The organism is Natrinema sp. CRL1, from assembly GCF_059162405.1.
The window spans coordinates 377,430-404,326 of record NZ_JBLVOY010000003.1; the positions used below are offsets into that span (position 1 = coordinate 377,430).

Here is a 26,897-nt window from a genome sequence, read left to right on the forward strand (position 1 = left end):
ACGGTGCTCGGCGGCGAGTTCCAACGTCTTTTGGCGGACGGTTCAAGCAGTCGGTTGGCGACTGACGGGGTATGGCAACGAAAGAGACCGCCGCGGTCCCCACTCGCGACGAAACGAAGCGGTTCCTCGTGGACTGTGACGGCTGTTCGTACGAGCAGGCGGCCAACGGTCGCGAGGAGGCGACACGAATCGGAGCCGACCACCGGCACGAGACGGGACACGAACTCGTCGCACTCGAGTTGCCGCAGTCGGTCGAGACCGCGTAGTCACCTCTCCCTCGGCGCTGACTTCGCGCGGATCAGGCCGGCGTGAGCCCGGAATCCGCTGCCTAGTATTCGGGCGCTTCTTCCGGTTCGCCGTCGCGAGCGTTGACGACGCGGGCGAACGTGAACAGCCCGTCCGACAGGCGATTGAGGTACTGGACTGCATCCTCATTGATTTGTTCTTCGGTCGCCAAGGCGACCGCCCGCCGCTCGGCGCGCCGACAGACGGTTCGGGCGTGGTGTAACGCCGCCCCGTCGTCGCTGCCGGTCGGCAGGATAAACGAGGTCAACGGCTCGAGTTCCTCGTCGTACTCGTCGATCCAGTCCTCGATGGTCTCGACGTGGGCGGGACGGATTTCGGGGTCGCCCTCGTCAGGGTCGGGGTTTGCGAAGTCCGCCTGCACCACGTGGAGGTGGTTCTGGATTTCGGACAGGCGGTCATCGATATCGTCGTACCCGGTCGACCGAACTGTCCCAATCAGAGCGTTGAGTTCGTCGACGGTCCCGTAGGCCTCGATACGGGCGCTCGACTTCGAGACGCGGGTCATGTCCCGGAGATCAGTCTCCCCGTCGTCGCCGCGGCCGGTGTAAATCGACATGGCTGGACCGATGGCGGGATTTCACTTAACTTCCCCGTCACTCGAGCCCCCAAGCCGCGTTCGGCGGCCCCAAGGCAGCCCGCGGAATCAGTACGTTAAACTCGCTTCGCTCACTACCGTCGGGTATGGCTCTGGAACTCGACCACGAGTGTCCCGACTGCGGGGGCGAGAAGACGTTCTACCGCGCCGCCAGCACGACGCTTCACCTCGGCGAGAAGGTCAAATGGCACTGCCCGGACTGTGACTACGGCTTCGTCCGCATCGGCGACAACGGTACCGCCGTCGACTCGAGTACGGCGTAACTCAGTCGTTTTTCTCGATTTCCGTATCACTTCCGGAGACGACGCCACGTCCGAGTCGCTCGACTCACTGACCTCGCTGGAACTCGAGGAGCAGGAATCGGCTATCCCACTCCGTCTCACCGGGTCTGTCGCGATCGGAGGGGTCACCGAACGGAGACGAACGCTTATTCCGAAAGCGACTGCCACGACAGCCGCGGCGTCCGCGCGGCGCTCGTCTGATCGATCCGACGCGCGGTGGTCCGTTCGGGTGCATCTGCGAGTGTCTCCGTATCCTCGCCGGCGACGGCGTTGAACGCAGCGGCGAGCCGATCGAGCGTGTCTTTGCTCTCGACCTCGGTCGGCTCGGTCATCAGCGCCTCGGAGACGATCTCGGGCCACTTGGTCGTCGGCGGGTGGACGCCGTAGTCGAGCATCCGCTTTGCCACGTCGGCCGCGTCCTGGTCTCCCGCGCTGGCAACGAATTCGTGGTGGAAGGGGCCGTACGGCACGTCGTACTCGACCTGTTCTGCGAGGTAGTTGGCGTTGAGCACCGCGGAGGCGCTCGCGTCCGCGAGCCCCTCGTCGCCGAGGCGCGCGATGTAGGCGAAAGCCTTGACGAGCACCAGCCAGTTGCCGTCGAATCCGTGGACTTTGCCGATGGTGTGTTCGGGCTCGAAGCGTTCGTAGACCGGGTCACCGGACTTCGACTGTTCGTCACGCTCCCGGACTCGAGGCGCGGGCAGGAACGGGGCGAGTTCGTCGACGACGCCGACCGGTCCCGCGCCCGGTCCGCCGCCGCCGTGGGGCGTCGCGAACGTCTTGTGGACGTTGTAGTGCATTACGTCGAAGCCCATGTCGCCCGGTCGCGCGCGGCCGAGCAGGGCGTTCAGGTTCGCGCCGTCGTAGTAGAGCAGCCCGCCGACGTCGTGGACCATCTCAGCGATTTCGGTGATGTCGCGTTCGAACAGGCCGAGCGTGTTCGGATTGGTCAGCATCAGCGCCGCGGTATTCTCGCTAAGGGCCGCCTCGAGCGCCTCGAGATCGACCCGGCCCTCGTCGTCGCTGGGCAAGGAGACGACGTCGTAGCCGCCCAGCGCGGCGGTCGCGAAGTTGGTCCCGTGGGCGCTCTCGGGGACGATGACCTCGTCCCGGTGGCCCTCACCGTTGTGCTCGTGGTAGGCCGCGGCGACGCGAATGCCGACGAATTCGCCGGCCGCGCCCGCGGGCGGCTGGAGTGTCACCGCGTCCATCCCGCCGATCCGACCCAGATAGTCCTGCAGCCGGTACAGTAACTCGAGGGTGCCCTGAACCGACCCTTCGGACCGGTCCGGGTGGACGGCAGCCGAGGGCAGCGCGGCCACGTCTTCGGTGAACTTCGGGTTGTACTTCATCGTACACGATCCCAGCGGGTACGGGCCGCTGTCGATCCCGTAGATCATCTGGGAGAGCCGCGTGTAGTGGCGAGCCAGTTCGGGTTCGGAGAGTTCCGGAAGCTCGAGAGAGTCCCGGGTGAGGTCGTCGGGGAGCGGTGAGGCGTCGGTATCGCCGTTGCGTTCGTCGCCGTCCCCACCGTCGCTGCCACCGATCTCGACTCGCGTCAGATCCTTCTCCGAGAGCAGCGGCTCGTACTCGCCGTTCTCGATATACCTAGCCTGATCGTAGCGCGAATTCGCGTCGCCGGCGGGTCGGTCGTCGCTCATCGCGCCACCTCCTTGACGGCCCCGGCGAACCGATCGAGGCGGTCGTCGGGCACCCCGGCGACGCAGAGCTGGATCTCGTGGTCTCCGACGACGTGAACCGCGAAGCCGAGTCGCTCGAGGTCCTCGGCGACGGCCGTCGCGGGCTGGTCGACACGGGCGACGAACTCCCGGAGGTGATGGCGGTCGTGGACCGGTGCTTTCACGCCGACGATGTCGTCGAGGCGGGCCGCGAGGTCCCGCGCTCGCCGCACGTCGCGCTCCGCGAGGTCGACCATCCCGCTCGGGCCGAGGACGGCGGCGTGCATCGCGGTCCGGAGTGCGACCCACGCCTGATTCGTACAGATGTTACTCGTCGCCCGTTCCCGGCGGATGTGCTGTTCGCGGGTCTGCAGGGTAAGCGTGAACGCCCGGCGATCCGTCGCGTCCTCGCTGGCCCCGACCAGTCGGCCGGGAACCTGCCGGAGGTACTCCTCCCGCGTCGCGAACAGGCCCAGCCCCATCCCGTAGCTCGTCGGGAGACCGAGTACGCTCGCGTCACCGATGACGACGTCGGCACCGATGTCGGCGGGTCGCTGCAACACGGAGAGCGCGATCGGGTCGGAACCGAGGACGAAGAGGGCGTCGGTGTCGTCGGCGAGGTCGCCGACCGCATCGAGGTGCTCCTCGATCGTTCCCCGCACCGTCGGGTTTTCGGCGTAGAGCATGACGACCTCCTCGTCGACTGTCTCCTCGAGCGCCCCGAGATCGACGTTGCCGTCATCGACCGGATAGGTCTCGACCGCGAGGTCGGTGCCGGCGACGTAGTTCTCGAGGGTGCTCCGCCGTTCCGCGCGCAGGCGTTCGGGGACGAGCACGCGGTGACCAGTGGTGTCGCGGATGCGATCGGCCAGCGTCGCGGCCTCGCCGAGTGCCGTCGCCGCGTCGTACATCGAGCAGTTTGCGACCTCGAGGCCGGTCAGTTCGACCAGCAGCGATTGGTACTCGAACAGGGCCTGCAGGAACCCCTGTGAGATCTCGGGTTGGTACTGCGTGTAAGACGTCAGAAACTCCGAGCGATCCGCGAGGTGGTCGACCAACGACGGGATGTAGTAGCCGTAGTGGCCGCGTCCGAGCAGTTCGGTCAGGTCGTCGTTGCGGCCGAGCACCGAGCGAACCAGCCGCCGCGTCTCCCGCTCCGTTCGCGCGTCGATGTCGAAACTGTCCTCGAATCGGACGGCGGCGGGAATGTCGAAGAGATCCTCGACAGTATCCGCGCCGACCGCCTCGAGCATCGCCGTGCGGTCCTCCTTCGTGTGGGGAGCGTACGGGCTCCCCGTGGCGTGTGATCCGTGCATGACTAAGAGTGGTCTCGATCGATCGAGCCGTTCGCGCCCCACCCGCGCCGATCGTAGCGTTCGATCCGAGACACGATACTGGCCTCTAGCGGGCAGGGGGTAATGAACGCACCCGTTTCGGCGTGACCGACCGGTAGCCGCGGCCACGGTCGGGGTTCCGAGCCCTGCAATCGCCACACTGACCACTATACACGGCCGCGGTGTCGGGGGGTGGCATGACCGACGATTCAGCCGATACCGACGAGGACGGCCCGCTCGATCCCGACGATCAAGAGATCGGCGCGGCCGTCGCAAACGAATCCGAGTTCCTGCTCGACGTGCTGCCCCATTTCTACCGCGGCGAGGTCAGCCAAGCCAACAGCGCGCAGGATCGGATCGACCGGACGACCGACTGGGCGATCACGCTACTCGCTGCCGTCCTCTCGCTCGTCTTCTCGGGTCAGAACATGCCCGCGTTCTTGCTCCTGATCGGAATCTTCGTCCTGTCGATCTTCCTGTTCTTCGAGGTCCGTCGGTACCAGTTCTACGACCACTGGCGCGCCCGCGTTCGCTTCGTCCAGGAGAACGTGTTCGCAAACGCCTTAGAGCCGACTGGGGTCGAACACTCGGCCTGGCGCGAGGAGTTGAGCGACGACCTCCGATACCCTACGTTCAAGGTCTCGACTCGAGAGGCACTCTCCCGACGGATCCGTCGGGTGTACGGGCTGTTGTTCTCGGTGGCCGGAATCGGCTGGCTGTTCAAAATCACGCTGTTTACCCCGGAACAGCAGTGGACCGAGGCCGCCGAACTGCCGGGAGTCCCCGGTGTGTTCGTCGCGGGCGCCCTCGTCCTGTTCTTTGCGGCCGTGTTCGCGGTCGGCCTCTGGCCGGGCGAACGCGAGGCGAAAGGCGAGATCCACGGTGTCGAGCCGGGCGACTGGAAAAACGACTGATCGACCGGCGACCGGGCGCTCAGCCGTCCCCGTCCCCGTCGGCGTCGGCCGTCGCTCCGGACCCGGCGGCCGTGTCCTCGGACGGCTCAGCAGGAGGCTCCGACTCCGTCTCGCCCGCCGAGCCGTCGACCCGCTCTCGAGCGAAGATGTCGAGGACGACCTTCGAGCCGCCGAGGACGACGGGGCCGATGAACAGGCCGACCGCACCGAACGTGATAAGCCCGCCGAAGATGCCAACGACGATAATCGCGGAGTTGATCGCGCCCGTCCGACCGATGAGCGCGGGCCGGAGGTAGGTATCCGAGAGGGTGACCAGGAGGCCGTAGACCGCGATCGCGACCGCGCCGACGGTCCGCCCCGTCGCAACGAGATAGATCGAGACGGGGACCCAGACGCCGAACGCGCCGACGAGAGGCAACAGCGTGAGCAAGAATGTGAGGACGGTAAGCAACACGACTGCGGGGATCCCAAGGATCGCGAGCCCGACGCCCAGCATCACGGCCTGAATCGCCGCGACGAGGACGTTGCTGACGACCGACGCCTGCATCAGCCGGTCCAGTTCTTCGAATAGTTCCCGCTGGACGTCGTCGTCGATCGGGACGACCCGGTACAGCCACTCGATCAGCCGGTCGCCGTCGCGCAACAGTGCGAAACAGACGAACAGCGTGATCGTCAGCCCGATCGCGATCCCCGGCAGCCCGCCGACGACATCGAGCGCGCCGGTCGCCAGCCCCTGTAGCCCGCCCGTAATCGTGCCCTGATAGGACTCGTAGAACGCCGTCAGATCGACATCGTATCCCGTTTCGGCGACCATCGACTCGATCATCTCGAGGTCGACCTCCCCGTTCCGGACCGCGGTCACGAGCTGGCCCGTCTGCCTGAGCGCGACGCTGAGAATGTAGACGATCGGGATCAAGATGGCGATCACCGCGATCACGATCGTGATCGAGGCCGCGATCATCGACCGAAAGTACCGCTCGAGACGCTGCTGGAGCGGCAACAGGATGTACGCGAGGACGACCCCGAAGAGGACGTACTGCAGGTACGGCAGGATAATACGCAGCCCGAGGAGGATCCCGACCAGCGCGAGCGCGGTCAGCGCGGGTTGTTCGACGACCCATGCCGGCGGCTCGGGACGGTCTGCCATACTCCCGGCTGCAACGTCCCGATAGATTAGTCCACTGCAACGATTCCCGCTGCGAGATCGCAAAAATCTACGCTAAAAAACCGCTACTCGACGTATCGGTACTTCCGTTCGCCCATACCGACGTACCTTTTTCCTCGCTCGCGCAAGCGCTCGCTCGCAAAAATCTACGCTAAAAAACCGCTACTCGACGTATCGGTACTTCCGTTCGCCCATACGGCCCCAGCCGTCGAAGACGAACTCCTCGTCGGGCGTGGTGAACTCCTCGACGTCGACGTCCATCTCGTGGTTGTGGGCGTCGTGGATCTCCTCGTAATCGTCCCACGACATCTCGTAGCGCTCGGCGAGTTGTTCGTCGACGTTCAAGGCCTCGATCTCCTCGGCCCAGCCCTCCCGAACCGTCTCGGAGTGGATCTCTGCCTGCGCGCCGCTGCCGTAGGAACCGACGAGCAGTTGCTCGCCGGTCATCTCGCGGTCCTGCTCGAGGGCGTGTTTGAGCGCGCTCGCGCGGGCGACGTGGACGGAGCCGGTGTACCAGTTGCCGACCTCGCGGGCGATCGTCAGCGTCGGATCGATGGTCGTCTCGTACCACTCGGCGTACTGCTCGGTGTCCTTGAGGAGGTCCATGTACTCCCGGAGGGCGTCACGGTACTCGTCGTCGGAGTCAAACGCCTCGGGCCGTGGCTGGCGGCCGATCTCTTCGGCCAGTTCGTCCTCGTACTCCGTGTTGCGGGTGATGTGGCGGTAGGCGAGCAAGGCGGCCTTCCGGACCATCCCCGGGAACGGCGTGTGGAACGGGGCGAAGACGAGGTCGTCGGGATGGACTTCGCCCGCGACGCTCTCGTAGTCCTCGAGGGCTTCGCGCATCCGCGCGAGGTAGACCTGCACGGAGCGTTTGCCGTCGACGCTCGGGAACTGCTGGTTGGGTTTGAGGAAGTCCGTCTCGTCGGCCGAGCCGTAGCCCTGTTCGGCGGAGAGTTCGACCAGGTTCGGGTCCTCGCTGATCAGCATCGCGACGGCACCGGCACCCTGGGTCGCCTCCCCGTCGTCACCGCGGGCGTAGAGTGCGGTGTCGGTCGCGATGACCAGCGCCGAGCGCCCGCGATTGCGGCCCGCGCGGATCCAGTTGTACGCGTCGTCTAAGCTCTGGGTCCCCGCGATGCAGGCAAACTTCCGTTCGCCCTTGTTCGCGTGGTGGAAGTCGCCCTCGTAGACCTGCTCCAGACAGCCAGCGACGTACGTCGAAACCGGCTTGGAGTTGTCGAACGCGCTCTCGGTCGCGACGTCGATTCGACCTATATCGTCGGGCTCGAGGCCTTTGCGTTCCATCAACCGGTGGGCGGCGTTTGCGCCCATCGTGACGATGTCCTCGTAGCTGTCGGGGAACGAACTGGCGTTGAGGCCGAGCCCCTTCGTGTACTTTTCCGGGTCTTCGCCCTTTTCGGGGGCGAACGTACCGGGGAGATCGAGTTTGAGGTTCCCGGTCCAAATTTCGACGGCGTCGATACCGACTGCAGTCATGTCTGGTCAATACAGGTGATGATACAAGGTATTGTCGTTCAGAATTTCGACGATTGTCGATGAAACCCGGCTGTGCTCGAGTCGACGAGGCTGCGATGGGACGCGTTGCGTTCCGCCCACAGCGCGTGGACTGTCGCTCAGAGAGACTCACCGACGGCTATCTGACCTGTGGTACTGTCCGTCGAGAATACGCGACCTCGCGCCCGCGAACGCAGTTATTCGTCTTCCTCGACGACCTCGGGATCGCTCATCGCGCTCTGGAGGCTGTCGAGGCCGTTGATCCACTCCGTCACGAGGCCGTAGTCGAGGTCCTCGGCGACGGTCATGTCGAGGTCCTGCTCGTCGATGATCAGCGTCCCCGCTTGTGCCGCATAGCCGAGGGCGGCGTCTAAGTCCTCCTCGGCCTCGGCGTCGGCCGCCGCGCTGAGGTAGTCGCCGACGGTGCCTTCCTCGGCCGGGCCGTTGGCGACGTACTCTTCTGCCGCAAAGAAGACACAGACTAGACTCGTCTGGACGCCGTCGACGAGGATCAGTTTCTCCTCGTCCTCGATGTCGACTTCGCTCAGGACGATCTCGCGAACGTCGTTGATCTCCTCGAGCGTTTCCTCCTCGCCGAGTTCCCCGTCGTCGTAGGCCGCGACGATCTTGGCGATCGCGATCGCTGTGTCGTCCTGCAGGTTGAGCAGGAGTCGAGCCGAGTCTTCGTCCTCCGGATCGATGTCTTCGTCTTTGATTCGATCGATCCAGTTCTGCCAGCGTTCCTCCGAGTAGAACTCGGTCGGGGGATTGCTCATACAGACACCTACACCGGCCGCTTGAAAGGCCTTTCTCTACACTGGACGGTTCGCGTGACCGTCTGACCGACGGGGAAAAACCGCTCAGGCGCAGTTACAGCCCCGCTCTCGCGTCGTCTTGCCACTTGCCTGTCGCTGCGTTGTTGTCCGCACTCGAGCAAACGTAAGCAGTGATTACGCCGTTCGATCGAGGGTCGCCTCCGTATCGATTCCGTACACCCGCTTCGGCGTCTCGACGTGGGCGTTCCGGACCGCCTCGTCGTGGCCGTTCTCGAGGAGCCACCGGACTCGTCGGGGAACCGTCTTGGGACCGAGCACTGCGCCCGGCCGATCGGGGTCGTCGATGTAGTCGGTCTCCATCAAGAACGGCTCGCCGCGCTCGACGGCGGTCTCGAGGCGGTCCTTATCACACATCACACTCGGTGTCGGCCCCTCGAGCCGGCCGCTCGCGTAGTGTTTGACGACGTTGTGAGCCGGCATGCCGGCGTCCTCGGCCCAGTTGGCGACCGCGGTCATGTCCTCGCTGGCCTCTGCGTGGAGTTGGACGGCACACTCGAGGTCGGCCCCGTGTTCGAACGCGCGGCGCATGACCGCGTTCGAGGCGTCCCAGACCGCGTCGTCGACCTCGTAGTGTGGCCGGCCGGATTTCAGCGCCAGCGCCTCGCCCGCGTCGACGTATTCGGCGGCGACGTCGATCCCAGCCTGCATCAAATCTCGGGCTTCTTCGGGCGCGAAGTCGCGCTCGTCGACCAGCCGCGAAACGAGTCCCGGATGGACCCCGAGGACGGGCCACGCGCGGCCCTCGAGTTCGCTCGAGGAGTCGGCGACGATGTCGATGGTTCGCTCGAAGACCTCGCGGAAGTCCTCGCCGGACTCGGCCTCGACGCCGAGGTGCCAGGAGGGTTTGTTCACTACGAGCAGGTGGGTGCCGCCAAGCCGAGCGAAGTCCCGAACGGCGTCGATACCGCGGTGGTGGTCCGGATCGAGGTGGAGGTGGTCGTCCAGGATCGGCGTCTCGTCGATCATAGCCGCTACTGGGCGGTCCGCGCTGGAAAGGTCACCGACTTCGGTACGGAGAGTGACGGTCGCGAGCGAGTACGGAAACCGATCGAAGACCGGCCGGGATCCGATCGGAATTCGATAGGTAAATCACAACCTTCGGCCGTACTGAGTAAAGGATTGATACCGATCGACTATCGAATTGGACGATTCTGTCAACAATAGTTATGATGACCCATCCAGTTAGGACGAATGTGTTTCAGTATGAGTGATCGATTATGAGTACGAACGGAGAATCGCCGTCCGACGAGGGGGCGGCCGACCAGTTCATCAGCGGCGAAACCGAAGGCGGGCCGACGGTCGAGTTCTACGGCGGCCGCGGGATGAGCGCCCTTCCGATCGCGTTTTTCATCGTCTGGGCTATCGTTCAGACCGCGCTCTGGCGAATCGGCGACACCGGCGGCCTCATCGTCGGCATCCTGGTCGGGCTGATCCTCGGAATGTTTTTCGTCCGGGGGAACTGGCAGTCCTACGCCAACACGATCTTCGAGGGGATGACCCAGCCCGTCGCGGTGACGGCGATCGTGGCGTGGATCTGGGCCGGCATGTTCGCCCAGCTCCTACAGGACGGCGGCTTCGTCGGTGGACTGGTCTGGCTGGCCGACGCCGCCGGCGTCGGCGCGGCGCTGTTCCCGGCGATCACGTTCGTCCTCGCCGCCGTCTTCACGACGGGGATTGGGACGGGCTACGGGGCGAGCGTCGCATTCGTCGGCCTCTTTTTCCCGGCGGGCGTCTTGCTCGGCGCGAACCCCGTCTTGCTGTTCGGCGCGATCCTCTCGGGAGCGATCTTCGGCGACAACCTCGCACCCGTCAGCGACACGACGATCGTCAGCGCCGTCACGCAGGACGCCGATATCGGCGGCGTCGTCGCCTCGCGGTTCAAGTACGTCATCGTCGCCGCCGTCATCGCGTTCGCCGGCTACGTCGTCGCCGGCGGGATGATGGGTGGCCTCGACGTCGGTGCGGAGGCCCAAGCGATCTTCCTCGAGAGCAGCGAGGCCATCGGCCTCGTCCACGTGATCTCGATGCTCGCCGTGATCGGCGCGGCCGTCGCCGGCCGCCACATCGTCGAGGCGATCTCGTGGGGGATCGTCATCGCGATCGTCTTCAACCTCGTCTTCGGCCTGACGGGCCTCGGCGATATCGTCATGTTCAACGCGCCCGAAGACGCACCGCTGGCCGGCCCGCTCGAGTCCCTACCGATCCTCACGATCGTCGAGGAGCCCGACGCGGTCGGCGTCGGCGGGAGCCTGATGGACGGCGTGGCTGGGTTCCTCGAACTCTCGATTCTCGTCCTCCTGATCATCGGCGCGGCCCAGATCATGATCCGCGGCGGTGCCTTCGAGGTACTGCTCGAGTGGTCCATCGAGAACCTCGCGACGAACGTCCGTAACGCCGAACTCACGATGGTCGGCACCGCGGCGCTGATCAACGCGATCATCACGATCAACACCGCCGCCGAGGTCGCGATCGGGCCCTACATCTCGAAGGTCGGCGAGCGGTTCAACCTGAACGGCTACCGCCGAGCGAACATTTTGGACGGCCAGACCGCCGCCATGGGCTACATCTTCCCGTGGTCCGGCGGCGTTCTCGCCGCCTACGGCGCGATGCAGCAACTGCCTAGCGACCTCGAGTGGTTCGAGCAGTCGATGGTCGTCACGCCGATCGACGTCGTCCCGTACGTCTTTCAGGGCTGGCTGTTGGTCGCCGTCTTCATCGTCGCCGCGCTGACCGGCTTCGGCCGCGAGTACATAACCGACCGCGAGACCGAGGAGGTGGCTCGCGTATGAGCCTCCTCGGCAAGTACTTCAAGGGCTGGCGCTTCCGCACGTCCCGGCCCGCCCTCGAGCAGGGCAGCGAGGTCGACGTCTTCATCGCGGAATCGAACGGCACGTCTGGTCGTGCCTATATCGGCGATACCGAACTGATCGTCGAGGGTGCCGGGCCGGACTGCATCGAAAAGCAGGTACGGGTCCGCGTCACGGAGTTCGACGAGGCGGCCGCGAGCGGTCGCGGCGAGTTTGTCGAGGTCGTCGGCGAGAGCTCGTACGACCGGTAGCGCTCCGGAAAATTGGTTTTTCCTCGTTTTCAACGCTGCAGCGCCGCCTCACGGATCGAGCGTGATCGCATCGTCGGCCGCGTTCTGCAGCGCGTCCGAGCGACCGTGTGACCCCGGCGCGATCGCGATCGTTTCCACGCCGACGGTGCCCGCGTACTCGAGGACGGGCTTGAAGTCGGTATCCCGTGAGGCGATCGCGAGCCGATCGACGGTGCCGTCGCCGGCCAGCGCGGTCGCGTCGACGGCGAGTTTCACGTCGACGTCGCCGCTGGTGACGATAACCTCGAAGCCGCGGGCCTCGGCGGCCTGTATCAGGCCGGGCGTGGCGTGTTCGTCGAGGTAGACTCGGATGACGCCGACCCGTCCGAGGTCGCGGGCCGCGTCGCGGAGATCGTCGAGGTCGACGTCGAACTCGTCGCGGAAGACGTTCGGCCCGTCGACGAACAGGCCCACCGCCGGCTCGGCGTCGTGCTGTGGGTCGCCGGACTGGGCGAGACGGGCGCGAACGCGGTCGAACATATCCCGGAATTCCCGTGGCCGCGAGATAGATGTGACGAAACGCGGCGGTGGGCGAGCCGCGGCGTACCAGTCCGTTTCCGGTCGGGAATTCGAAAACACCGCGGCGGTTTCTCGGCGCGCTCACCGACGTTTCAGCACTGCCCTGCACATATCCTCCGTATAAGTGCGATCGTTCTTCGGTTCTAACCGAATGGATGTGATATTTGTCCAACGAAACAATCTCGAGTTCGATAAGAGTTTACTAATTTCAGGTACTGGTGACTGTCGTCCGAATGAGACAGAACGGTCCCCTCGACGACACCCCCGACCGAACCTGCGACCGCCGAACGATTCTGACCGGTGCCGGCTCGATCGCCGTCGGCGGCCTCCTCGGCTCGAGCGGCGTCGCGAGTGCGACGCCCGGCCGCGATCCGGGGCCGAAGACGGACGAGATCTTGGTCGGCGTCTCCCCGTCGGCGGCGGACGTGGCGGCGGAAGCCCGCGCCGCCGTTCCGGGCAACGCCGATGTCGTGCACACGAACGAGACGATCCGCTACGCCGTCGTGGAGTTTCCGACGGACGCACCCGAGCACGCTCGCGAGGCGTTCATCGACGCGATCACCGACTCGCCGGCCGTCGAGTACGCGGAGCCGAACGCGACTGTCCAGTCGCTCCTCGAGCCGGACGACCCCTACTACGACCGCCAACACGCCCCCCAGCAGATCGGCTGCGAGACCGCCTGGGAGACCACCCGCGGCAGCGACGACGTCGTCATCTCCGTCGTCGATCAGGGAATCCAGTACGACCACCCCGCGCTCGAGGCGTGTGTCGACGACCGGATCGGCGAGGACTTCATCGACGGCGACGGTGATCCGTACCCGGCTCGAGGTGCGAACCACGGCACCCACGTCAGTGGCGTCGCCGCGGGCGGGACCGACGACGGCACCGGCCACGCGGGCATCAGCGACTGTTCGCTGCTCTCGGCCCGCGCGCTCGACGAGAACGGCGTGGGATCGCTCTCGGACATCGCCGACGCGATTCAGTGGTCGGCCGATGTCGGGGCTGACATCGTCAACCTCTCGCTGGGCGTCGACGGCACCTACGACACGCTGACCGCGGCCTGCGAGTACGCGGCCGACCGCGGCGTCTTCCTCGTCGGCGCAGCCGGGAACGACGGCAGCGACCGCGTCTTCTCGCCCGCGGCGGAGGACACCGTTGTCGCCGTCTCCGCGCTCGAGGACGAGGATTCGGTCGCGTCCTTTTCGAACACCGGGTCGGCGATCGAACTCGCCGCGCCCGGGTCTCGGCTCGTCTCGAGCGTGACCGGGAACGAGTACGCCCGGATGTCTGGGACGTCGATGGCAGCGCCGGTGGTCTCGGGCGTAGCGGGGCTCGCGCTCTCGGCCCATCCAGACCTCTCGCGGGCAGAACTCCGCGAGCACCTGCGGGCAACCGCGGTCGACATCGGCCTCAGCGCGGACGAACAGGGCCACGGCCGCGTCGACGCGGCCGCAGCGGTCGAAACCGATCCGTTTTCGGACGGCGGCGACGCCGAAAGCGAGGACGAGTCTGGCGGCGAGTGCGGCGACGAGACCGTCACCGCGAGCGCGAGTGGGACGCTCGACGGCAGCGGCTGGTGGGGCGAGAGCGATCGCTACAGCTACGGGTTGAACACCGCCGATCCCTGCTCGATCACGATTTCAATCGAGAATTCTCCTGACGGCGATGTCGACCTCTTCGTCACCGCCGACGGCAGCAAACCCGATCGGTGGAGCTACGACGAGTCGCTGACGGGAACGGATGCGGTCGAGTCGATGACCCTCTCGCTCGAGGGCGACGAGACGTTCCGGTTCTACGTCTACGCGACCAGCGGCCGCGGCGAGTACACGTTGGGACTCGAAGAACGGGGACGGTAGCGCCGACGGAGACGCAGCCGGCCACTCACCGCATCACTCGAAAATGAAGTAATCGCGCTCCTCTCCCTGGACTGAGATCCACTTGGGTTCGGTGAGTTCCCGGGTGATCCACTCGCCGTGATACCGACCGAGCCCGGACTGTTTGACGCCGCCGAAGGGCGCGTTGTGGTCCTCGTTGATCGGCTGGTCGTTGATGTGGACCATGCCCGCTTCGACGCGATCGGCGAGGTCGCGAGCGCGGTCTTCGTCCTCGCAGAAGACGGCCGCCGAGAGGCCGTATTCGGTGTCGTTGGCCAGTTCGATCGCCTCCTCGTCGTCCGAGAACGGGATCACGGGTGCGACGGGGCCGAAGTGCTCGTTGCAGGCCGTCGGCATGTCGTTGGTACAGTCCGAGAGGACAGTCGGCTCGACGAACAGGCCGTCGGCCTCGCCGCCCGTCTCGAGGGTCGCGCCCGCCTCGAGCGAGCCCTCGATGAATTCGACCAGATCGTCGCGCTGGGTTTCGTTCTGGACCGGGCCGAAGGTGACATCGTCGTTTTCGGAAGGGTCGCCGATGACGAGCGACTCGGCGTGATCGACGAGCAGGTCGACGTACTCGTCGTAGCGGTCCTCGTGGACCAGATGGCGGTTGATCGAGATGCAGACCTGTCCCTGATGGAAGAAGGAACCGAACGCGCCGGCGCGAGCGGCCCGCTCGAGGTCGGCCTCGTCGGTAACGATAAAGGGCGCGTTGCCCCCGAGCTCGAGGGCGGGCAGCGCGAGGTTCTTGCCGGCCTGCTCGGCGACGCCCTTGCCGACGGGCGTCGAACCGGTAAAGGAGACGACTCGCGGAATCGGGTGGTTGGCGATCCGGTCGCCGATCTCCGAGCCGCGGCCGGTGACGACGTTGACGACGCCGTCGGGGACACCCGCCGCCTCACAGAGCGTCGCGATCAGCAGCCCGCCGGTGATCGGGGTGTCCGTCGCCGGCTTCAGGACGACGGTGTTGCCCAGCGCGATCGCGGGTGCGAGCGCTCGCAAGGAGAGATGGAGCGGGAAGTTCCACGGCGAGATGATCCCGACGACGCCGACCGGTTCGTAGACGATGTGGTTGTCCTTGTCGTCGATCGACGACGAGGGTCGAACCTCCTCTTCGGGCGGTTCGAGCTCCAGTGCCATCTCCACGTCGCCGGTCGCGGTGGCGAACTCGCCCATCGCGCGGTAGCCGGGGGTGCCCGCCTCGGTCGCGAGCAGGCCAGCGATCTCCTCGAAGTTTGCGTTGAGTTCCTCGAGCAGGTTCTGTACGATCTCGTTGCGCTCCGCTCGAGGCGTCGCCGCCCAGTCCGACTGTGCGGCCTCGGCCGCCTCGTAGGCGGCGTCGACGTCCGCCTCGGTCCCGGCGGGTACGTTGGTAAAGACTTCCTGTTTCGCCGGGTTCTCGACGGGGATCGTCTCGCCGCCGGTGGCGTCGCGCCACTCGCCGTCGATGTACAACTGGGTCCAGTCGGCCTGTGGCTCGAGCGTCGGGGCACTCATACTGTCTTCCGGCTACGTTATTTTCAGCCATATGTTTTCGGCAACCGGAGACGGTAGCCCCTCGCGTTGTAATCGGAATCAGTTACTCCGCCTGCGGGCGATCGGTTTCGACGCCGGCCGTTGACTCCCTTCTCCTGCCGTCTCCAGCTCCGCCTCAAGCGGCCGAGCGTGCTCGAGCGACGAAAAGACATTACTACTCCGCGGATGACGTTCCGGGTATGCCGCTTCAGACGCCGCCGTTACGTGGGATACACGACGATCGCGGGGCGAAGTTTACGGAGTTTGGCGGCTGGGACATGCCGGTCGAGTTCGATTCGATTCAGACCGAGCACGCGGCCGTCCGTGAGGACGTCGGCGTCTTCGACGTCTCGCATATGGGCCAGATTCACGTCACCGGCCCGGACGCGACGGCGTTGATGCAACGGCTGACGTCGAACGACGTGTCCCGGCTGGCGGTCGGTGACTCCCAGTATGCCGCCATCACCGACGAGGACGGGATCATCATCGACGACACCGTCGTCTATCGGCTTCCCGACGAGTCCCATCCGACCTACCTCTTCGTCCCCAATGCCGGCACCGACGAGGCGACCCACGAACGGTGGCTCAGCTACCGCAACGACTGGGACCTCGAGGCGACCGTCGATAACCGGACCGACGAGTACGCGATGTTCGCCGTTCAGGGACCCAACGCGGCCGACCTGCTCGAGGGCGTTGCCGAGGAACCGGTCACCGATCTCGACCGGTTCGAGGCCCAGTATGCGACGATCGACGGCGTCGATTGCTGGACGGCTCGAACCGGTTATACTGGTGAGGACGGCTTCGAACTGATCGTCCCGTGGTCGGCCGCCGAGGAAATCTGGACGGCCATCGACTGCCAGCCCTGCGGGCTGGGGGCCCGCGATACGCTCCGCATCGAGGCCGGCCTGCTACTCGCCGGGCAGGATTTCGACCCCGAGTCGAACCCGCGGACGCCCTACGAGGCCGGCATCGGTTTCACCGTGGCCCTCGATACCGAGTTCGTGGGACGAGACGCGCTGGCTGCGATCGAGGACCGCGGCGTCGAGGAGCGACTCGTCGGCTTCCAGCTGATCGACCGCGGGGTTCCGCGCCACGGCTACGACATCACGACCACCGAAAGCCGGGTCATCGGCACCGTCACCAGCGGCACGATGAGCCCGACCCTCGAGAAACCGATCGGCCTCGGCTACGTTCCGGTCGAGTACGCAGAGCCAGGGACCACCCTGCAGGTGGTCGTCCGCGGCCAGTCGAAAAAAGCAAGAGTTGAAACCACACCCTTCATCGACACAGTATAATGAGCTTCGACGTTCCCGACGATAGACGGTATCTGGAATCGCACGAGTGGGCACTCGAGACCGACGGCGTCGTCCGCGTGGGTATCTCCGACTTCGCACAGGACGAACTCGGCGACGTGGTCTTCGTCGAACTCCCCGACGAGGGCGACGAACTCGCACAGGAAGCCGAGTTCGGCGTTGTCGAATCGATCAAGGCCGTCTCCGATCTCTACGCGCCCGTCGGCGGCGAGGTCGTCGCGATCAACGACGACCTGTTCGACGCCCCCGAACTCGTCAACGAGGACCCCTTCGGCGAGGGTTGGATGCTCGAGATCGAACCGGACGATCTCGACGACCTCGAGGCGCTCCTCTCGGCCGACGAGTACGAAGCACAGATCGCCTGACCCGGTTCGTTTTCGCCGCGAGTCAGCTATCGTTCCTCGACAGCGGTCGTTCTCTTCACACTCCTCACTCTCTGCCGCTTCTCTCTTTTTGCGCTCGAGGACGGTTCGAGGTGCCCTCGAGGCGGTAGAAATGGGGGCAAGCCGGCGCGACCCGAGTCGATCGACTGCGGTCAGAAAACGAACCGTTCGACGATCCGGCCGAGTAGTCCCGGCCGATGAGTGCCGTGGGCGTGTACGCCGAGCGCGGGCGACTCGGTCGCGTCGATGAGCCGGTCCGCGAGGTCGTTCCCGAGGATGGGTTGCAGCCGTCCGCCGTCGCGCCCGATGACGAGGAACTCGGCGGTCTGTGCGATCCCGATCAGTCCCTCGACCGAGCCGTCCGTTTCGATGATTTCGGTCGTGACCGGCGCGGAACAGAGTTCGACGAGTTCGTCCTGATAGTCCTCGATCGTCCGTCTGAGGTCGGCCGACGCCGACGACTCGATCGCGTACACGAGCCGGACCGTCGCGTCTAACTCGGTGGCGAGCGCGTCGGCGATCCTGACTTTCGACGGATCGAACGGGCTCCGATCGGTGAGCACCGTTACCTCATCGACGGCGTCGAAGTCGCGGTCCTCGACGAGGACGACGTCACAGGGGGCGCGGTGGAGGATCCACTCGATCGGACTCCCGATGAACTGGTGGCGGAGCCCGCCGGGCTGGCGTTCCATCAACAGCGCGTCGACCCCCTCGTGGGCCGCGAAGTTGACGATCGCGTGTTTCGTGTCGTGGCTCACGATCTCCCCGTACGTGATCGGGACATCGAACTCCTGACACAGTTCCCCGGTCTGTTCCTCGAACTGGAGATCCGCCGGCGACTGCGTCTCGGAGGCGTAGCCTAGCGACACCTGATCCGGCACCTCGTCGAACTGGATGACCGTGACGCCGCCGCCGCGTTCGCGCGCGACGTCCGCGGCGATGCGGATCAGTTGGCGCTCGCGGGCCTCGCCGGTCCCTTCGGTCAGCGCGACGAGTACATTCGAGGTCGTCGACTCGAGCGCGTCTTCGGTTCGGTCGACGGCCGAGCGACCGGTCGTTCGGCGGACCGTGTCGACGGCGATTCCGGCGCGGTCGATCCGCGGACGTGCGTAGACCCAGTACCAGCCGATGCTGCCCGCGGTGATAACGGCCGCGCCCGCGAGGGCGACGGTCCCCATCTGGGTCAGCAGGACGAAGCCGCTCGCGATCCCGAAGAGCTGCATCGCCGGGTACAGCGGCGACTCGAAGCTCGGCTCGTACTCCTCGACATCGGCGTGGCGGAACGCGATCAGGGCCACGTTGATCAGGATGAACACGAGGATCTGGAACGCGCTCGCGAGCTTGGCGATCTCGAGGATGGGGACGAACGCGATCAGGACGAGCATGACGCCGCCGGTGAGCGTGATGGCGGTCGTCGGCGTGCCGAACCGGTCGCTGACCGTCGCAAAGCGGGGCGGCGCGAGGTCGTCGCGGCTCATCGCGAAGGGGTACCGCGACGAGGAGAGGATCCCGGCGTTGGCGGTGCTGACGAGCGCGAGGATCGCCGCGAGCACCACGGCGATGACGCCGGGTCGGGCGAGCGCGCCCTCGGCGGCGATCGCCATCGGCGTCTCCGAATCTGCGAGAGCCTCGAGCGGCGAGATGCCGACCATCACCGCGACGATGAGAACGTACAGAATCGTGGTGAACGTCAGCGAGCCGAGGATGCCCAGCGGGATGTTTCGGCCGGGATCTTCGATCTCCTCGGCGACGCTCGCAACTTTGGTGACGCCCGCGTAGGAGACGAAGACGAGGCCGGTGGCCGCGAGCAGGCCGCCGATGCCGTCGTCGAACGAGCCGTCGAACTGGCCGGGGTCGATTCCCGTCGCCCCGCCGCCGACGAACCACGCCAGCGCGGCGAGCATGACGACGACGATCGCGACCTGCAACTGGCCGGTCTGTTTCGCCCCGAAGACGTTGACGGCGATGAGGATTACCGCGAGGGTGAGCGCAACGGGTTTGACCGGCAGATCGAACAGAAGCACGAGGTAGGGAACGCCGCCGACGAGCGCCAGCGCGCCCTTGAACGCGAGCGAGAACCACGTACCGACGCCCGCGACTGTTCCCAGTATCGGCCCCATGCCGCGTTCGATGAAGATGTACGTGCCGCCGGCTTCGGGCATCGCCGTCGCCATTTCCGACTTGCTCAACGCGGCGGGGACAACGAGCAGTCCCGCGAGCAGGTACGCGACGATGACGCCCGGGCCGGCGATTTTGATCGCTAACGCCGGCAGGATGAAGATCCCGCTTCCGATCATCGCACCGATACTGATCGCCATCACCGACGGCAGTCCGAGGTCTCGTTCGAGGTCTTTTGTCATTGGAGATGAGTGTCGTGTAGCGAGGCCGCGAGTCGCCCGGGTCGGGGATCGTGCGGCCAGCGCCGGAGTGCGTCTCGTCTCTCACCCGAGTCCGATCGTCGGCCCGCCAAACGACGCATTGCTCGAGGGACCCGAAACAAGAGAGACGTGAGACGGTATCCAGAAGCCGGATACTCGCTTACGAGTGAAATGCGACGACAACGAAATAAACCCAGGGGTTTCCGATCGATGTGGGATACGTTCCCATCAATACCGGATCGAAAATCCGTTTCGTCGAAACGAGAAACACGAACCGAACGATCGTACGATACTGCCGATCGACGCGGCGTCGCTCGCCGCCCAGCGCCGATCCGCCCGACGGCGCTACTCGAGGGTGACGAGGTGCTCGAGAACGTCGTCGAGCGGTGCCGACGTGACCGCGAGCGAGTAGCCGTCGATGCGTGCGAGTTCCCCCGCGTGATCCCAGAGGTTCTCCACCTCGAGGCCGTGAAGGATCACGGCGTTCGGCGTCGGGTTGACCATTCGGAGGGCGATGCCGACGCCCTCGCCGCGGGTGACGTTTGTGAACACGAGCACGCGGTTCGTACTCTGGCCGTAGAGTCGAAAGAACTCCTCCGTCGAGAGGCGCGTGATCGCTTCGATGCTGTCGATGACCGTGTGGCCGCTGACCTGATCGGTGCCCCCCGCGGCCACTTCGGTCGCCTCGAGATCGTCGTGGAGTCGCTCGAGGGGCAGCGAGGTGGCGTACTCCCGCAGGTCGTAGACGACGTCGCTGTCGAAGCCCGCCGACAGGACGCGGCCGTACTGTCGGATGCGCTCGCCGCCGCGGCGCTCGTCGATCGAGAGCAGTCCCTCGACGAGGCGGCCGACGACGCCGATCCCCGGGCTCTCCCGGCGGCCGCTCTCGTAGTCCGAAATCACCGACGACGAAACCTCGAGTTCGGCCGCGAGATCGGTCTGTGAGATGTCGAAGTCGGTGCGCCACTTCCGCAGCGTGGCACCGGGGTCGTCGCTCAGCGTGATCTCCCCGGCGATCTTCTCCGCGAGTTCCCGTTTCGGTCCGCGTCCGCTCATACCCGAGGGTCGCCCGGTCGGGCCAAGTAGCTACCGGAGACGGATCGATCGCTCGAGCGCCCCAACAGTCAAGCCCCCGCGGTTCGAGTCGCCGGGATATGCCATCGACCGTCGTCCACGTCGCGTTCGCAGGGCTGCTCGGAGTCGCGTTGCTCGGCGACGAGTTCGATACCCGGGCGATTCTGGTCGTCATGGGCTGTGCTGCCCTCCTCGATCTGGATACGCTGATCGGCATCGTCGTTCCCGGCACCCACCGCGCGGCGTTGCACAACGTCTGGATCGTCCTCGTTCCCGCCGCCGTCCTGCTGTGGGACGGCGTGCTCCGCGAGCGGTCGGTCGTCGACGAACGGTGGGGACCCTACGGCCGCCGCGTCGCGTGGACGGGCGTGGCGGCGGTGCTGTTCGCCCACATCCTGTTCGACGCCTTCTTTAACGGCGTCAATCTCTTCTGGCCGCTCCACGACCGGTTTTACGACCTGTCCGGCTCGTTGCTCGTGACCGATCAGCGCGGGCTCGTCCAGACCTTCGTCGAACTCGACGCCGGAGCCCTCGCCGAGTCGACGGCCCGCGGAACAACCGAAAACACCCACTACAGAACAGGGTTCGACCCCACCCGCGACGAGCCGGCGACGGCCGTCGAGCGGATCTTCCCCATTGCGGCGACCGGCGAACGGTTCGTCCTCACGCTTGCCGGATTCACTGCGGTCGTCGTCCGCATCGTCGAGGAACGCCGATAGAACTGACGAGGAGAGCAGCGTCGCCGCGGACGAGCGGACGACCTACTCGGCCGACTCGTCGCTCGTGGACGGCGGGGCCGTCGTCTTGACGCGCTCGCGGAGCCACGCGATCGCGGCCTCGACCGTCTCGGGATCGGTACTCGAGACGCGGATTCGGCCCGGCCGATTCTCGCTTCGGGGGTAGCTCCCGACGGCGACATCGAAGCGCTCGGTGACACCCTCGAGGACCTCGTGGAGTGATCCCTCGGGTGCCGGCGTGTACAGCGTTTGCGCGGTCGATGCCCCCTGAAACTCGTCGGCGACCGCCTCGAACATCGCCTGCATCTCGTCGGGGATGCCGGCGAAGACGTAGACGTTTTCGACGATGCAGCCGGGGGCCCATCCCTCGTCGGTGACGATCGGCGTCGCTCCCTCGGGGATCGAGGCCGCTGCGTCGATGTCGAGCCGGAGGTCGTACTCCTCGACCATCTCCGGGTTCTCGTCGCGGAACGCGGCCGCCTTCTCGACCAGCCGCTCCCGGATCTCGCCGTGGACGACGTGGTCGCGCTCGAGGCCATCTGCGACGGCTTCGACGGTTACGTCGTCGGGTGTGCCACCGATGCCGCCGGTGACGATCACGGCGTCGAACTCGTCGCGCCAGCGGGCGACGTAGTCGGCGATGAGTGTGCGGTCGTCGGGAATCGTCAGAATCCGTCCGACCGTGCCGCCGCGCTCGGTGATCCGCTCGGCCAGCCACGACGCGTTGGTGTTGGTCGTCGATCCCGCGAGGATCTCGTCGCCGACGGTGACGATCGCGACGTTCATACTCGGCCTTGGATTCCCGGGCAGTTATCGGCTCTGGAACGCGATCGGTCGTCGCGCCGCGACGCTCGCCTCGCTCTCGGCTAGCGCTCGAGTGATCGCCGGGACTATGCGAGGACGCCGGTCGAGGCCGACATTTGCCGATCGCCAGCGCCACGGTTTTGTAAGTCGTGTGCCAAGTGACGGTATGGTCATTTTCACTGGTGGCGGATGTGTCGGCACATCTCGTCTCTCGTGTCGTGCGCGCCCGCTCGGAATCCGAGCGGGCGCGCCGATGCGTTGGTCGGCTAGTCGGTCACAGGACGGCGTCGGCGCGATGGTGGCAGTGCCGGCTCGGATACGATCGGCAGGGTGGCAGCGATGGTAGACATCGCCTTCTCGTTGGGGCGGCTCGGCTTCGCCCTCTTTCTGGTCCTCCTGAACGGCTTTTTCGTGGCGGCGGAGTTCGCGTTGGTTCGGATTCGGTCGACGCAAATCGAGACGCTCGTCGAGGAGGGGCGGTCGTCGGCGGAACTCATCCAAGAGATAGAGGACAACTTGGACGACTATCTCGCGACGACGCAACTGGGCATCACGATCGCCTCGCTTGGGCTGGGGTGGGTCGGTGAACCCGCCATCGCCTCGCTCATCGAGCCCGTCCTGGGTTCGGTGCTCCCCGCGGGCTCGGTTCATCTGGTCGCGATCGCGATCGGGTTCAGCGTCATCACCTTCCTCCACGTCGTCTTCGGAGAACTCGCGCCGAAGACCCTCGCCATCGCGGACGCCGAACGGATCTCGCTGCTGGTCGCCCGGCCGATGAAGTTCTTCTACTACGTGTTCGTTCCCGGCATCATCGTGTTCAACGGAACGGCGAACTTCTTTACGGGACTCATCGGCGTCGCGCCGGCCTCCGAGCGCGACGAGAGCCACAGCCCCGAAGAGATCATGCGGATCGTCTCGCGATCGGGCGATCAGGGAGCCGTCGATACGGACGAAGTCGAGATGATCGAAGCGGTCTTCGATCTGAGCGATACGATCGCTCGAGAAGTGATGATCCCACGTCCGGATGTCGTGACCGTCCGCGCCGGAATGCCCCTCTCCGAACTCAGAGGCGTCGCCGCGGGCGGAAACTACACCCGGTTCCCCGTCGTCGACGAGGAGGCCGACGAACCCGTCATCGGCTTCGTCCACGCCAAAGACGTGCTGCAAGCCATCGAGGCCGCGGACAGGGAGGGCGCGGACGCCGAACCGACCGCACGCGACCTCGTTCGAGAGGCACTCATCGTCCCCGAGACCCGCCGGATCGACGAGATCCTCGCGGAGTTCCGCCGCCGGAACGTCCAGTTGGCCGTCGTCATCGACGAGTGGGGAGCCTTCGAGGGGATCCTGACCATCGAGGACGTCATCGAGGAAGTCGTCGGCGAGATCCAAGACGAGTTCGACGTCGCCGAGATGGAGCCCTCGGTCGACGAACTCTCCGACGGAAGCTATACCATGGACGGCGGCGTCTCGCTCGAGGAGGTCAACGAACTCCTCGGAACGGAGTTCGAGAGCGACGCGTTCGACACTATCGGCGGCCTCGTGTTGAGCCGCCTCGGTCGCGCCCCCGAAACCGGTGACTCGATCGAAGTCAACGGCTACGAGGTGGCCGTCGAGGACGTGGAGGGGACGCGTATCTCGAGCGTGACCGTAAGCGAGGTCGCCCCGGAGGCCGAGGAGTCGACCGACTGAGCCGCCGCACAAGCGCGATGTGAGTCGCGTCGGGGCCGACCAATTCTCCGTGGGATATCATCTCGTGGGTCATTCGCTCTCGAGCCGACGGTCCGCTACTGTGGACGGTCTCTCACGGGACCATGACTGTAATCAGATATAACATATCTGCGACATCTTTATGCGGTGAGCTGTGCTTCCTCCGGCTATGCAACGACGGACCTTTATCGGCGTCTCGAGTGCTGGACTCGGACTCGCGGGCTGTCTCAACGCGGAGTCTGACGGTTCGGCCGCCGAGGCCGAGCCGGACTCCGGGAACGAAACGGGCGAGACCACGAACGAGTCGTTCAGTGACGCGAACTCCTCGACCAGCGATGAGACCACATCGGACGGCGATTCGAATACCGACGGGTCCGATGGAGCGTCCGACGACACCGCGGAAGACGACGACACCGAATCCGACGAGGAAAGCGGGGGCTCGGAGCCGACCGTCTCGTTTCCGTCCTGTACCCGCGCAGAGATCACGGGAACTTTCGAAGCCGGCGACGTCGCCTTCGCGAGCACGGGGTTCTACGACGACGGGTTGTACGGCAACACCATGCTCGAAGACGGGTTCGTCTTCGGCGAGGATGTCGACGCGCCGTTCTCTGGAACGGTGGTGTTCGAAATCGGCAGCGACTCCACCGTACGCGAGGGCGACGGCGAAATCACCGTCGAGATCCCGGGCTACGGCAGTGATGGCACCGTCATTTCGGGACTCGCGACCGAGGAGATGGAGTATCGGACCGGTAGCACCACACACGGAAACCCGAATGCCCAGCAGTGTCTGCGCGAGCTTGAACCGGACGAGACCGGCGACGGGGCCGGCGAGGGAAGCGCGACGTTTTCGGTGACGAGCCTCGAGACCAATACCCCGGTCGACGCCGGCGACTTCCTCGAGGTGAGCGCGACGGTCGCAAACACCGGCGGAGCCGCCGGCACGCAGAACCTCGCGCTGATCGTCGGCCACAGCGCAGAGCAGGTCGAACAGCACTCGGTAAGCCTCGAGGCCGGCGAGCAGACGGGACTCACGATGGGGTATCGAACCACGATGGTCGACGCCGATCAGGAGTTTCCCATCCGCATCGAATCGGACGATGACGCGGCCGAGCACACCGTTCTCGTCTACGGCACGAACTGAAATCCCGAAACGCGCGACCGGCATTCCCCTCGCGGATCACAGCGATATGCGAAGACCTTCGGCGCGGTCCACCTCGCCGAGTTGACGGAGACGCGCCCGTCTCCGCTGGGCAGCCGAACAAGTTGCTCGCATTCTTCCTTTCATTCGGTAGGGTCAATATACACACATGAAAAAATACATTATATCATGTCCAAAATTATTGGTATGAATCGACGAACGCTACTTGCTGCCGCTGGCACGGGCATCGCTGCACTCGCCGGCTGTTTCGACAGCGAGAAGCGACTCGCCACGAACAGTAGCGAGACGCCTGTCGCGAAACAGAACAGCGACTCGAGCGATACCGACGGCGGCGAGGGCGAGAGCGATCGCGAATACGAGTGGTACCACGATGTCGGCGGCCGGGTCGATATCGTCGCGAACGGAACCGTGTTCGGTACCGAAAACAGCCTGCTCGAGGAGTCCGAGCGGTTGGGTGGCGGTATCTTCGCCCTCGACCGCGAAACCGGCGATCACCTGTGGACGCACGGCTCTAGCGGTATGTACTCAATGTATACGGAACCGACCGTGACCGACGCCGTCTACGCCGGCTACGGCGACGATGTGATCGGCAACGGTATCGGCAAGACGATTGCAATCGAACACGACGGCGAGTTGCGGTGGTCACGGGAGACCGGCAGCGTCTACTCCCGCCCGCGAGTGGCGGACGATACCGTCTACGTCGGCGGTGACGACGGCGTCGTTTACGCGTTCGCGACGGACGACGGGACGACGCGCTGGAGCGAGCGGGTCTCCGAACCGGCGACGTCGTCACGGAAGGTAACGGTCGCCGCTGTGACGGACAACGTCTACGTGACGACTGGACGACTCCTCTCACTGGATCCGGACGACGGGAGCGTCCGCTGGACGTACGGCGATGGTGACGATCGAATCCGCGATGCGACGATCGGCGACGGGATCGCGTACGTCTCGACCCGGAAGGGTATCGCCGCAATCGCTGACGGGGAGGAACACTGGCACGCCGATTCGGAATCGTACCGGTCGATCAGGGCCGTCGATACCAAACGGGTCGTCGTCGACGCCGGCGACAAACTCGTCGGGCTCGATGTCGAAACCGGCGACCGACAGTGGACGATCGAGGGAGTCGACCGGGCAACGGTCTCGGTTCCCCACGACCGGATATACGTCGCGGGTGATCGGATACGGGCGTACGGGATAGCCGACGGCGACGAACTGTGGCACGAATCGATCACCGACTCGGCATCGGTCGAGTCGCTTCAGATCGCCGACAACGGCGATACAGACACACACAGTGTGATCGCACGGATCGACGACACGCGATTCTCTCGGCTCGATCCGACCGGCGACGTAACGGGGGCCGCCTCGGTCGATGCCCAGATCAAGCAGTTTGCCGTGGACGGCGACGTGATCGCGGGAACGCGTGACGGCATCTGCTCGCTTGCCCTCGAGTGAGCGACTCGGAGAGCGAATCGTCCCGGAACCGGACCGAGCGGATCCGAGCTCCGCAACCACTAAACGCGACTCACACCTACAGTAGCCAATGACTGACTGGACCGAGAAGTCCGGAAAATACGATGTAGATTCGATGTACTGAGAACATCGAATATGTCTCGTCGTTCGCTCGTCGATGCGGAGATGAATTCCGACCAGTGGAGATAGAATGGGTATCTCTGTATATCGGGGAACATTTTTATTTTCGCCCACCGTAC

The 26,897-nt window shown here is 65.4% G+C and carries 24 protein-coding genes; 12 read left to right on the top strand and 12 right to left on the bottom strand.

Annotated elements, in window-relative coordinates; translation table 11 throughout:
- Positions 1-71 precede the first annotated feature (71 nt).
- Complete coding sequence (locus ACJYUO_RS12785; RefSeq protein ID WP_494345741.1) at positions 72-266, top strand: hypothetical protein; 195 nt, start codon at positions 72-74, stop codon at positions 264-266.
- Between the two features lie 62 nt (positions 267-328).
- On the opposite strand, the gene ACJYUO_RS12790 is transcribed toward ACJYUO_RS12785, so the two are convergent.
- A complete protein-coding gene (locus ACJYUO_RS12790; RefSeq protein WP_494345742.1) occupies positions 329-862 on the bottom strand; it encodes a cob(I)yrinic acid a,c-diamide adenosyltransferase in 534 nt (177 codons plus the stop codon).
- A gap of 125 nt (positions 863-987) precedes the next feature.
- Between ACJYUO_RS12790 and ACJYUO_RS12795 the strand changes: the two genes are divergently transcribed.
- Positions 988-1,164: a DUF7838 family putative zinc beta-ribbon protein gene (locus ACJYUO_RS12795; protein ID WP_494345743.1), complete on the top strand. Its 177-nt coding sequence runs from the start codon at positions 988-990 to the stop codon at positions 1,162-1,164.
- Between the two features lie 164 nt (positions 1,165-1,328).
- On the opposite strand, the gene gcvPB is transcribed toward ACJYUO_RS12795, so the two are convergent.
- Together gcvPB and gcvPA are read right to left on the bottom strand one after the other, a co-directional pair.
- Positions 1,329-2,843, bottom strand: coding sequence for an aminomethyl-transferring glycine dehydrogenase subunit GcvPB (gene gcvPB / locus ACJYUO_RS12800; RefSeq protein ID WP_494345744.1), 1,515 nt, complete (start codon positions 2,841-2,843; stop codon positions 1,329-1,331).
- Positions 2,840-4,177, bottom strand: a complete 1,338-nt coding sequence (gene gcvPA, locus ACJYUO_RS12805) for an aminomethyl-transferring glycine dehydrogenase subunit GcvPA (protein ID WP_494345745.1) — start codon at positions 4,175-4,177, stop codon at positions 2,840-2,842. The genes gcvPB and gcvPA overlap by 4 nt, the downstream gene beginning before the upstream one ends.
- Positions 4,178-4,392: 215 nt before the next feature.
- Between gcvPA and ACJYUO_RS12810 the strand changes: the two genes are divergently transcribed.
- Entirely contained in the window at positions 4,393-5,109 is a 717-nt protein-coding gene (locus tag ACJYUO_RS12810) for a DUF2270 domain-containing protein (RefSeq protein ID WP_494345746.1), read from the top strand.
- A 19-nt stretch (positions 5,110-5,128) separates the two neighbouring features.
- On the opposite strand, the gene ACJYUO_RS12815 is transcribed toward ACJYUO_RS12810, so the two are convergent.
- From ACJYUO_RS12815 to ACJYUO_RS12830, 4 genes are all read right to left on the bottom strand, one after another.
- Entirely contained in the window at positions 5,129-6,256 is a 1,128-nt protein-coding gene (locus ACJYUO_RS12815) for an AI-2E family transporter (RefSeq protein ID WP_494345747.1), read from the bottom strand.
- A 180-nt stretch (positions 6,257-6,436) separates the two neighbouring features.
- Positions 6,437-7,774: a hydroxymethylglutaryl-CoA synthase gene (hmgB, locus tag ACJYUO_RS12820; protein ID WP_494345748.1), complete on the bottom strand. Its 1,338-nt coding sequence runs from the start codon at positions 7,772-7,774 to the stop codon at positions 6,437-6,439.
- Between the two features lie 215 nt (positions 7,775-7,989).
- Positions 7,990-8,568 carry a DUF2150 family protein gene (locus ACJYUO_RS12825; RefSeq protein ID WP_138244811.1) on the bottom strand — a complete coding sequence of 193 codons (579 nt, stop codon included), beginning with the start codon at positions 8,566-8,568 and terminating at the stop codon, positions 7,990-7,992.
- Between the two features lie 174 nt (positions 8,569-8,742).
- Positions 8,743-9,594 carry a TatD family hydrolase gene (locus ACJYUO_RS12830; RefSeq protein WP_494345749.1) on the bottom strand — a complete coding sequence of 284 codons (852 nt, stop codon included), beginning with the start codon at positions 9,592-9,594 and terminating at the stop codon, positions 8,743-8,745.
- 251 nt (positions 9,595-9,845) lie between these two features.
- Here ACJYUO_RS12830 and ACJYUO_RS12835 point away from each other — a divergent pair, with 251 nt between their 5' ends.
- Both ACJYUO_RS12835 and ACJYUO_RS12840 read left to right on the top strand, forming a co-directional pair.
- Positions 9,846-11,417 (top strand): Na+/H+ antiporter NhaC family protein, encoded by a 1,572-nt coding sequence (locus ACJYUO_RS12835; protein WP_494345750.1) that lies wholly within the window; start codon positions 9,846-9,848, stop codon positions 11,415-11,417.
- Complete coding sequence (locus ACJYUO_RS12840; protein WP_006431680.1) at positions 11,414-11,686, top strand: DUF7513 family protein; 273 nt, start codon at positions 11,414-11,416, stop codon at positions 11,684-11,686. The genes ACJYUO_RS12835 and ACJYUO_RS12840 overlap by 4 nt, the downstream gene beginning before the upstream one ends.
- Positions 11,687-11,734: 48 nt before the next feature.
- On the opposite strand, the gene ACJYUO_RS12845 is transcribed toward ACJYUO_RS12840, so the two are convergent.
- Positions 11,735-12,205: an NYN domain-containing protein gene (locus tag ACJYUO_RS12845; RefSeq protein ID WP_494345751.1), complete on the bottom strand. Its 471-nt coding sequence runs from the start codon at positions 12,203-12,205 to the stop codon at positions 11,735-11,737.
- A 272-nt stretch (positions 12,206-12,477) separates the two neighbouring features.
- Here ACJYUO_RS12845 and ACJYUO_RS12850 point away from each other — a divergent pair, with 272 nt between their 5' ends.
- Entirely contained in the window at positions 12,478-14,100 is a 1,623-nt protein-coding gene (locus ACJYUO_RS12850) for a S8 family serine peptidase (RefSeq protein WP_494345752.1), read from the top strand.
- A 33-nt stretch (positions 14,101-14,133) separates the two neighbouring features.
- On the opposite strand, the gene ACJYUO_RS12855 is transcribed toward ACJYUO_RS12850, so the two are convergent.
- Positions 14,134-15,615 carry an aldehyde dehydrogenase family protein gene (locus ACJYUO_RS12855; RefSeq protein WP_494345753.1) on the bottom strand — a complete coding sequence of 494 codons (1,482 nt, stop codon included), beginning with the start codon at positions 15,613-15,615 and terminating at the stop codon, positions 14,134-14,136.
- Between the two features lie 218 nt (positions 15,616-15,833).
- Here ACJYUO_RS12855 and gcvT point away from each other — a divergent pair, with 218 nt between their 5' ends.
- Together gcvT and gcvH are read left to right on the top strand one after the other, a co-directional pair.
- A complete protein-coding gene (gene gcvT, locus ACJYUO_RS12860) occupies positions 15,834-16,928 on the top strand; it encodes a glycine cleavage system aminomethyltransferase GcvT (RefSeq protein WP_494345754.1) in 1,095 nt (364 codons plus the stop codon).
- Positions 16,928-17,311, top strand: a complete 384-nt coding sequence (gcvH, locus tag ACJYUO_RS12865) for a glycine cleavage system protein GcvH (protein WP_494345755.1) — start codon at positions 16,928-16,930, stop codon at positions 17,309-17,311. Before gcvT ends, gcvH begins: the two co-directional genes overlap by 1 nt.
- A gap of 170 nt (positions 17,312-17,481) precedes the next feature.
- Here the strand turns inward: gcvH and ACJYUO_RS12870 are convergent, their stop codons facing one another.
- Both ACJYUO_RS12870 and ACJYUO_RS12875 read right to left on the bottom strand, forming a co-directional pair.
- Positions 17,482-19,689 (bottom strand): universal stress protein, encoded by a 2,208-nt coding sequence (locus tag ACJYUO_RS12870; protein ID WP_494345756.1) that lies wholly within the window; start codon positions 19,687-19,689, stop codon positions 17,482-17,484.
- Positions 19,690-20,052: 363 nt separating this feature from the next.
- Positions 20,053-20,763 carry a helix-turn-helix domain-containing protein gene (locus tag ACJYUO_RS12875; protein ID WP_494345757.1) on the bottom strand — a complete coding sequence of 237 codons (711 nt, stop codon included), beginning with the start codon at positions 20,761-20,763 and terminating at the stop codon, positions 20,053-20,055.
- Between the two features lie 98 nt (positions 20,764-20,861).
- Between ACJYUO_RS12875 and ACJYUO_RS12880 the strand changes: the two genes are divergently transcribed.
- On the top strand, positions 20,862-21,500 hold the full coding sequence (locus ACJYUO_RS12880; protein ID WP_494345758.1) for a metal-dependent hydrolase: 639 nt from the start codon (positions 20,862-20,864) through the stop codon (positions 21,498-21,500).
- 42 nt (positions 21,501-21,542) lie between these two features.
- Here ACJYUO_RS12880 and ACJYUO_RS12885 read toward each other — a convergent pair whose 3' ends face one another.
- A complete protein-coding gene (locus ACJYUO_RS12885; RefSeq protein WP_494345759.1) occupies positions 21,543-22,304 on the bottom strand; it encodes a competence/damage-inducible protein A in 762 nt (253 codons plus the stop codon).
- Positions 22,305-22,661: 357 nt separating this feature from the next.
- Between ACJYUO_RS12885 and ACJYUO_RS12890 the strand changes: the two genes are divergently transcribed.
- The 3 genes from ACJYUO_RS12890 (at position 22,662) to ACJYUO_RS12900 (ending at position 26,640) form a co-directional block, all read left to right on the top strand.
- Complete coding sequence (locus ACJYUO_RS12890; RefSeq protein ID WP_494345760.1) at positions 22,662-24,011, top strand: hemolysin family protein; 1,350 nt, start codon at positions 22,662-22,664, stop codon at positions 24,009-24,011.
- 187 nt (positions 24,012-24,198) lie between these two features.
- Positions 24,199-25,170 carry a hypothetical protein gene (locus tag ACJYUO_RS12895; RefSeq protein ID WP_494345761.1) on the top strand — a complete coding sequence of 324 codons (972 nt, stop codon included), beginning with the start codon at positions 24,199-24,201 and terminating at the stop codon, positions 25,168-25,170.
- A 204-nt stretch (positions 25,171-25,374) separates the two neighbouring features.
- Positions 25,375-26,640, top strand: coding sequence for a PQQ-binding-like beta-propeller repeat protein (locus tag ACJYUO_RS12900; protein ID WP_494345762.1), 1,266 nt, complete (start codon positions 25,375-25,377; stop codon positions 26,638-26,640).
- Positions 26,641-26,897: the final 257 nt, after the last annotated feature.

Coding starts and splice junctions, on each gene's coding strand:
- ACJYUO_RS12840 (WP_006431680.1), top strand. CDS start 11,414: ATGAGCCTCCTCGGCAAGTACTTCAAGGGCTGGCGCTTCCGCACGTCC.
- ACJYUO_RS12900 (WP_494345762.1), top strand. CDS start 25,375: ATGAATCGACGAACGCTACTTGCTGCCGCTGGCACGGGCATCGCTGCA.
- ACJYUO_RS12790 (WP_494345742.1), bottom strand. CDS start 862: ATGTCGATTTACACCGGCCGCGGCGACGACGGGGAGACTGATCTCCGG.
- ACJYUO_RS12855 (WP_494345753.1), bottom strand. CDS start 15,615: ATGAGTGCCCCGACGCTCGAGCCACAGGCCGACTGGACCCAGTTGTAC.
- ACJYUO_RS12885 (WP_494345759.1), bottom strand. CDS start 22,304: ATGAACGTCGCGATCGTCACCGTCGGCGACGAGATCCTCGCGGGATCG.
- gcvPA (WP_494345745.1), bottom strand. CDS start 4,177: ATGCACGGATCACACGCCACGGGGAGCCCGTACGCTCCCCACACGAAG.
- ACJYUO_RS12880 (WP_494345758.1), top strand. CDS start 20,862: ATGCCATCGACCGTCGTCCACGTCGCGTTCGCAGGGCTGCTCGGAGTC.
- gcvH (WP_494345755.1), top strand. CDS start 16,928: ATGAGCTTCGACGTTCCCGACGATAGACGGTATCTGGAATCGCACGAG.
- hmgB (WP_494345748.1), bottom strand. CDS start 7,774: ATGACTGCAGTCGGTATCGACGCCGTCGAAATTTGGACCGGGAACCTC.
- ACJYUO_RS12895 (WP_494345761.1), top strand. CDS start 24,199: ATGCAACGACGGACCTTTATCGGCGTCTCGAGTGCTGGACTCGGACTC.
- ACJYUO_RS12810 (WP_494345746.1), top strand. CDS start 4,393: ATGACCGACGATTCAGCCGATACCGACGAGGACGGCCCGCTCGATCCC.
- ACJYUO_RS12875 (WP_494345757.1), bottom strand. CDS start 20,763: ATGAGCGGACGCGGACCGAAACGGGAACTCGCGGAGAAGATCGCCGGG.
- ACJYUO_RS12835 (WP_494345750.1), top strand. CDS start 9,846: ATGAGTACGAACGGAGAATCGCCGTCCGACGAGGGGGCGGCCGACCAG.
- gcvT (WP_494345754.1), top strand. CDS start 15,834: ATGCCGCTTCAGACGCCGCCGTTACGTGGGATACACGACGATCGCGGG.
- ACJYUO_RS12845 (WP_494345751.1), bottom strand. CDS start 12,205: ATGTTCGACCGCGTTCGCGCCCGTCTCGCCCAGTCCGGCGACCCACAG.
- ACJYUO_RS12850 (WP_494345752.1), top strand. CDS start 12,478: ATGAGACAGAACGGTCCCCTCGACGACACCCCCGACCGAACCTGCGAC.
- ACJYUO_RS12795 (WP_494345743.1), top strand. CDS start 988: ATGGCTCTGGAACTCGACCACGAGTGTCCCGACTGCGGGGGCGAGAAG.
- ACJYUO_RS12870 (WP_494345756.1), bottom strand. CDS start 19,689: ATGACAAAAGACCTCGAACGAGACCTCGGACTGCCGTCGGTGATGGCG.
- ACJYUO_RS12825 (WP_138244811.1), bottom strand. CDS start 8,568: ATGAGCAATCCCCCGACCGAGTTCTACTCGGAGGAACGCTGGCAGAAC.
- ACJYUO_RS12785 (WP_494345741.1), top strand. CDS start 72: ATGGCAACGAAAGAGACCGCCGCGGTCCCCACTCGCGACGAAACGAAG.
- ACJYUO_RS12815 (WP_494345747.1), bottom strand. CDS start 6,256: ATGGCAGACCGTCCCGAGCCGCCGGCATGGGTCGTCGAACAACCCGCG.
- gcvPB (WP_494345744.1), bottom strand. CDS start 2,843: ATGAGCGACGACCGACCCGCCGGCGACGCGAATTCGCGCTACGATCAG.
- ACJYUO_RS12830 (WP_494345749.1), bottom strand. CDS start 9,594: ATGATCGACGAGACGCCGATCCTGGACGACCACCTCCACCTCGATCCG.
- ACJYUO_RS12890 (WP_494345760.1), top strand. CDS start 22,662: ATGGTAGACATCGCCTTCTCGTTGGGGCGGCTCGGCTTCGCCCTCTTT.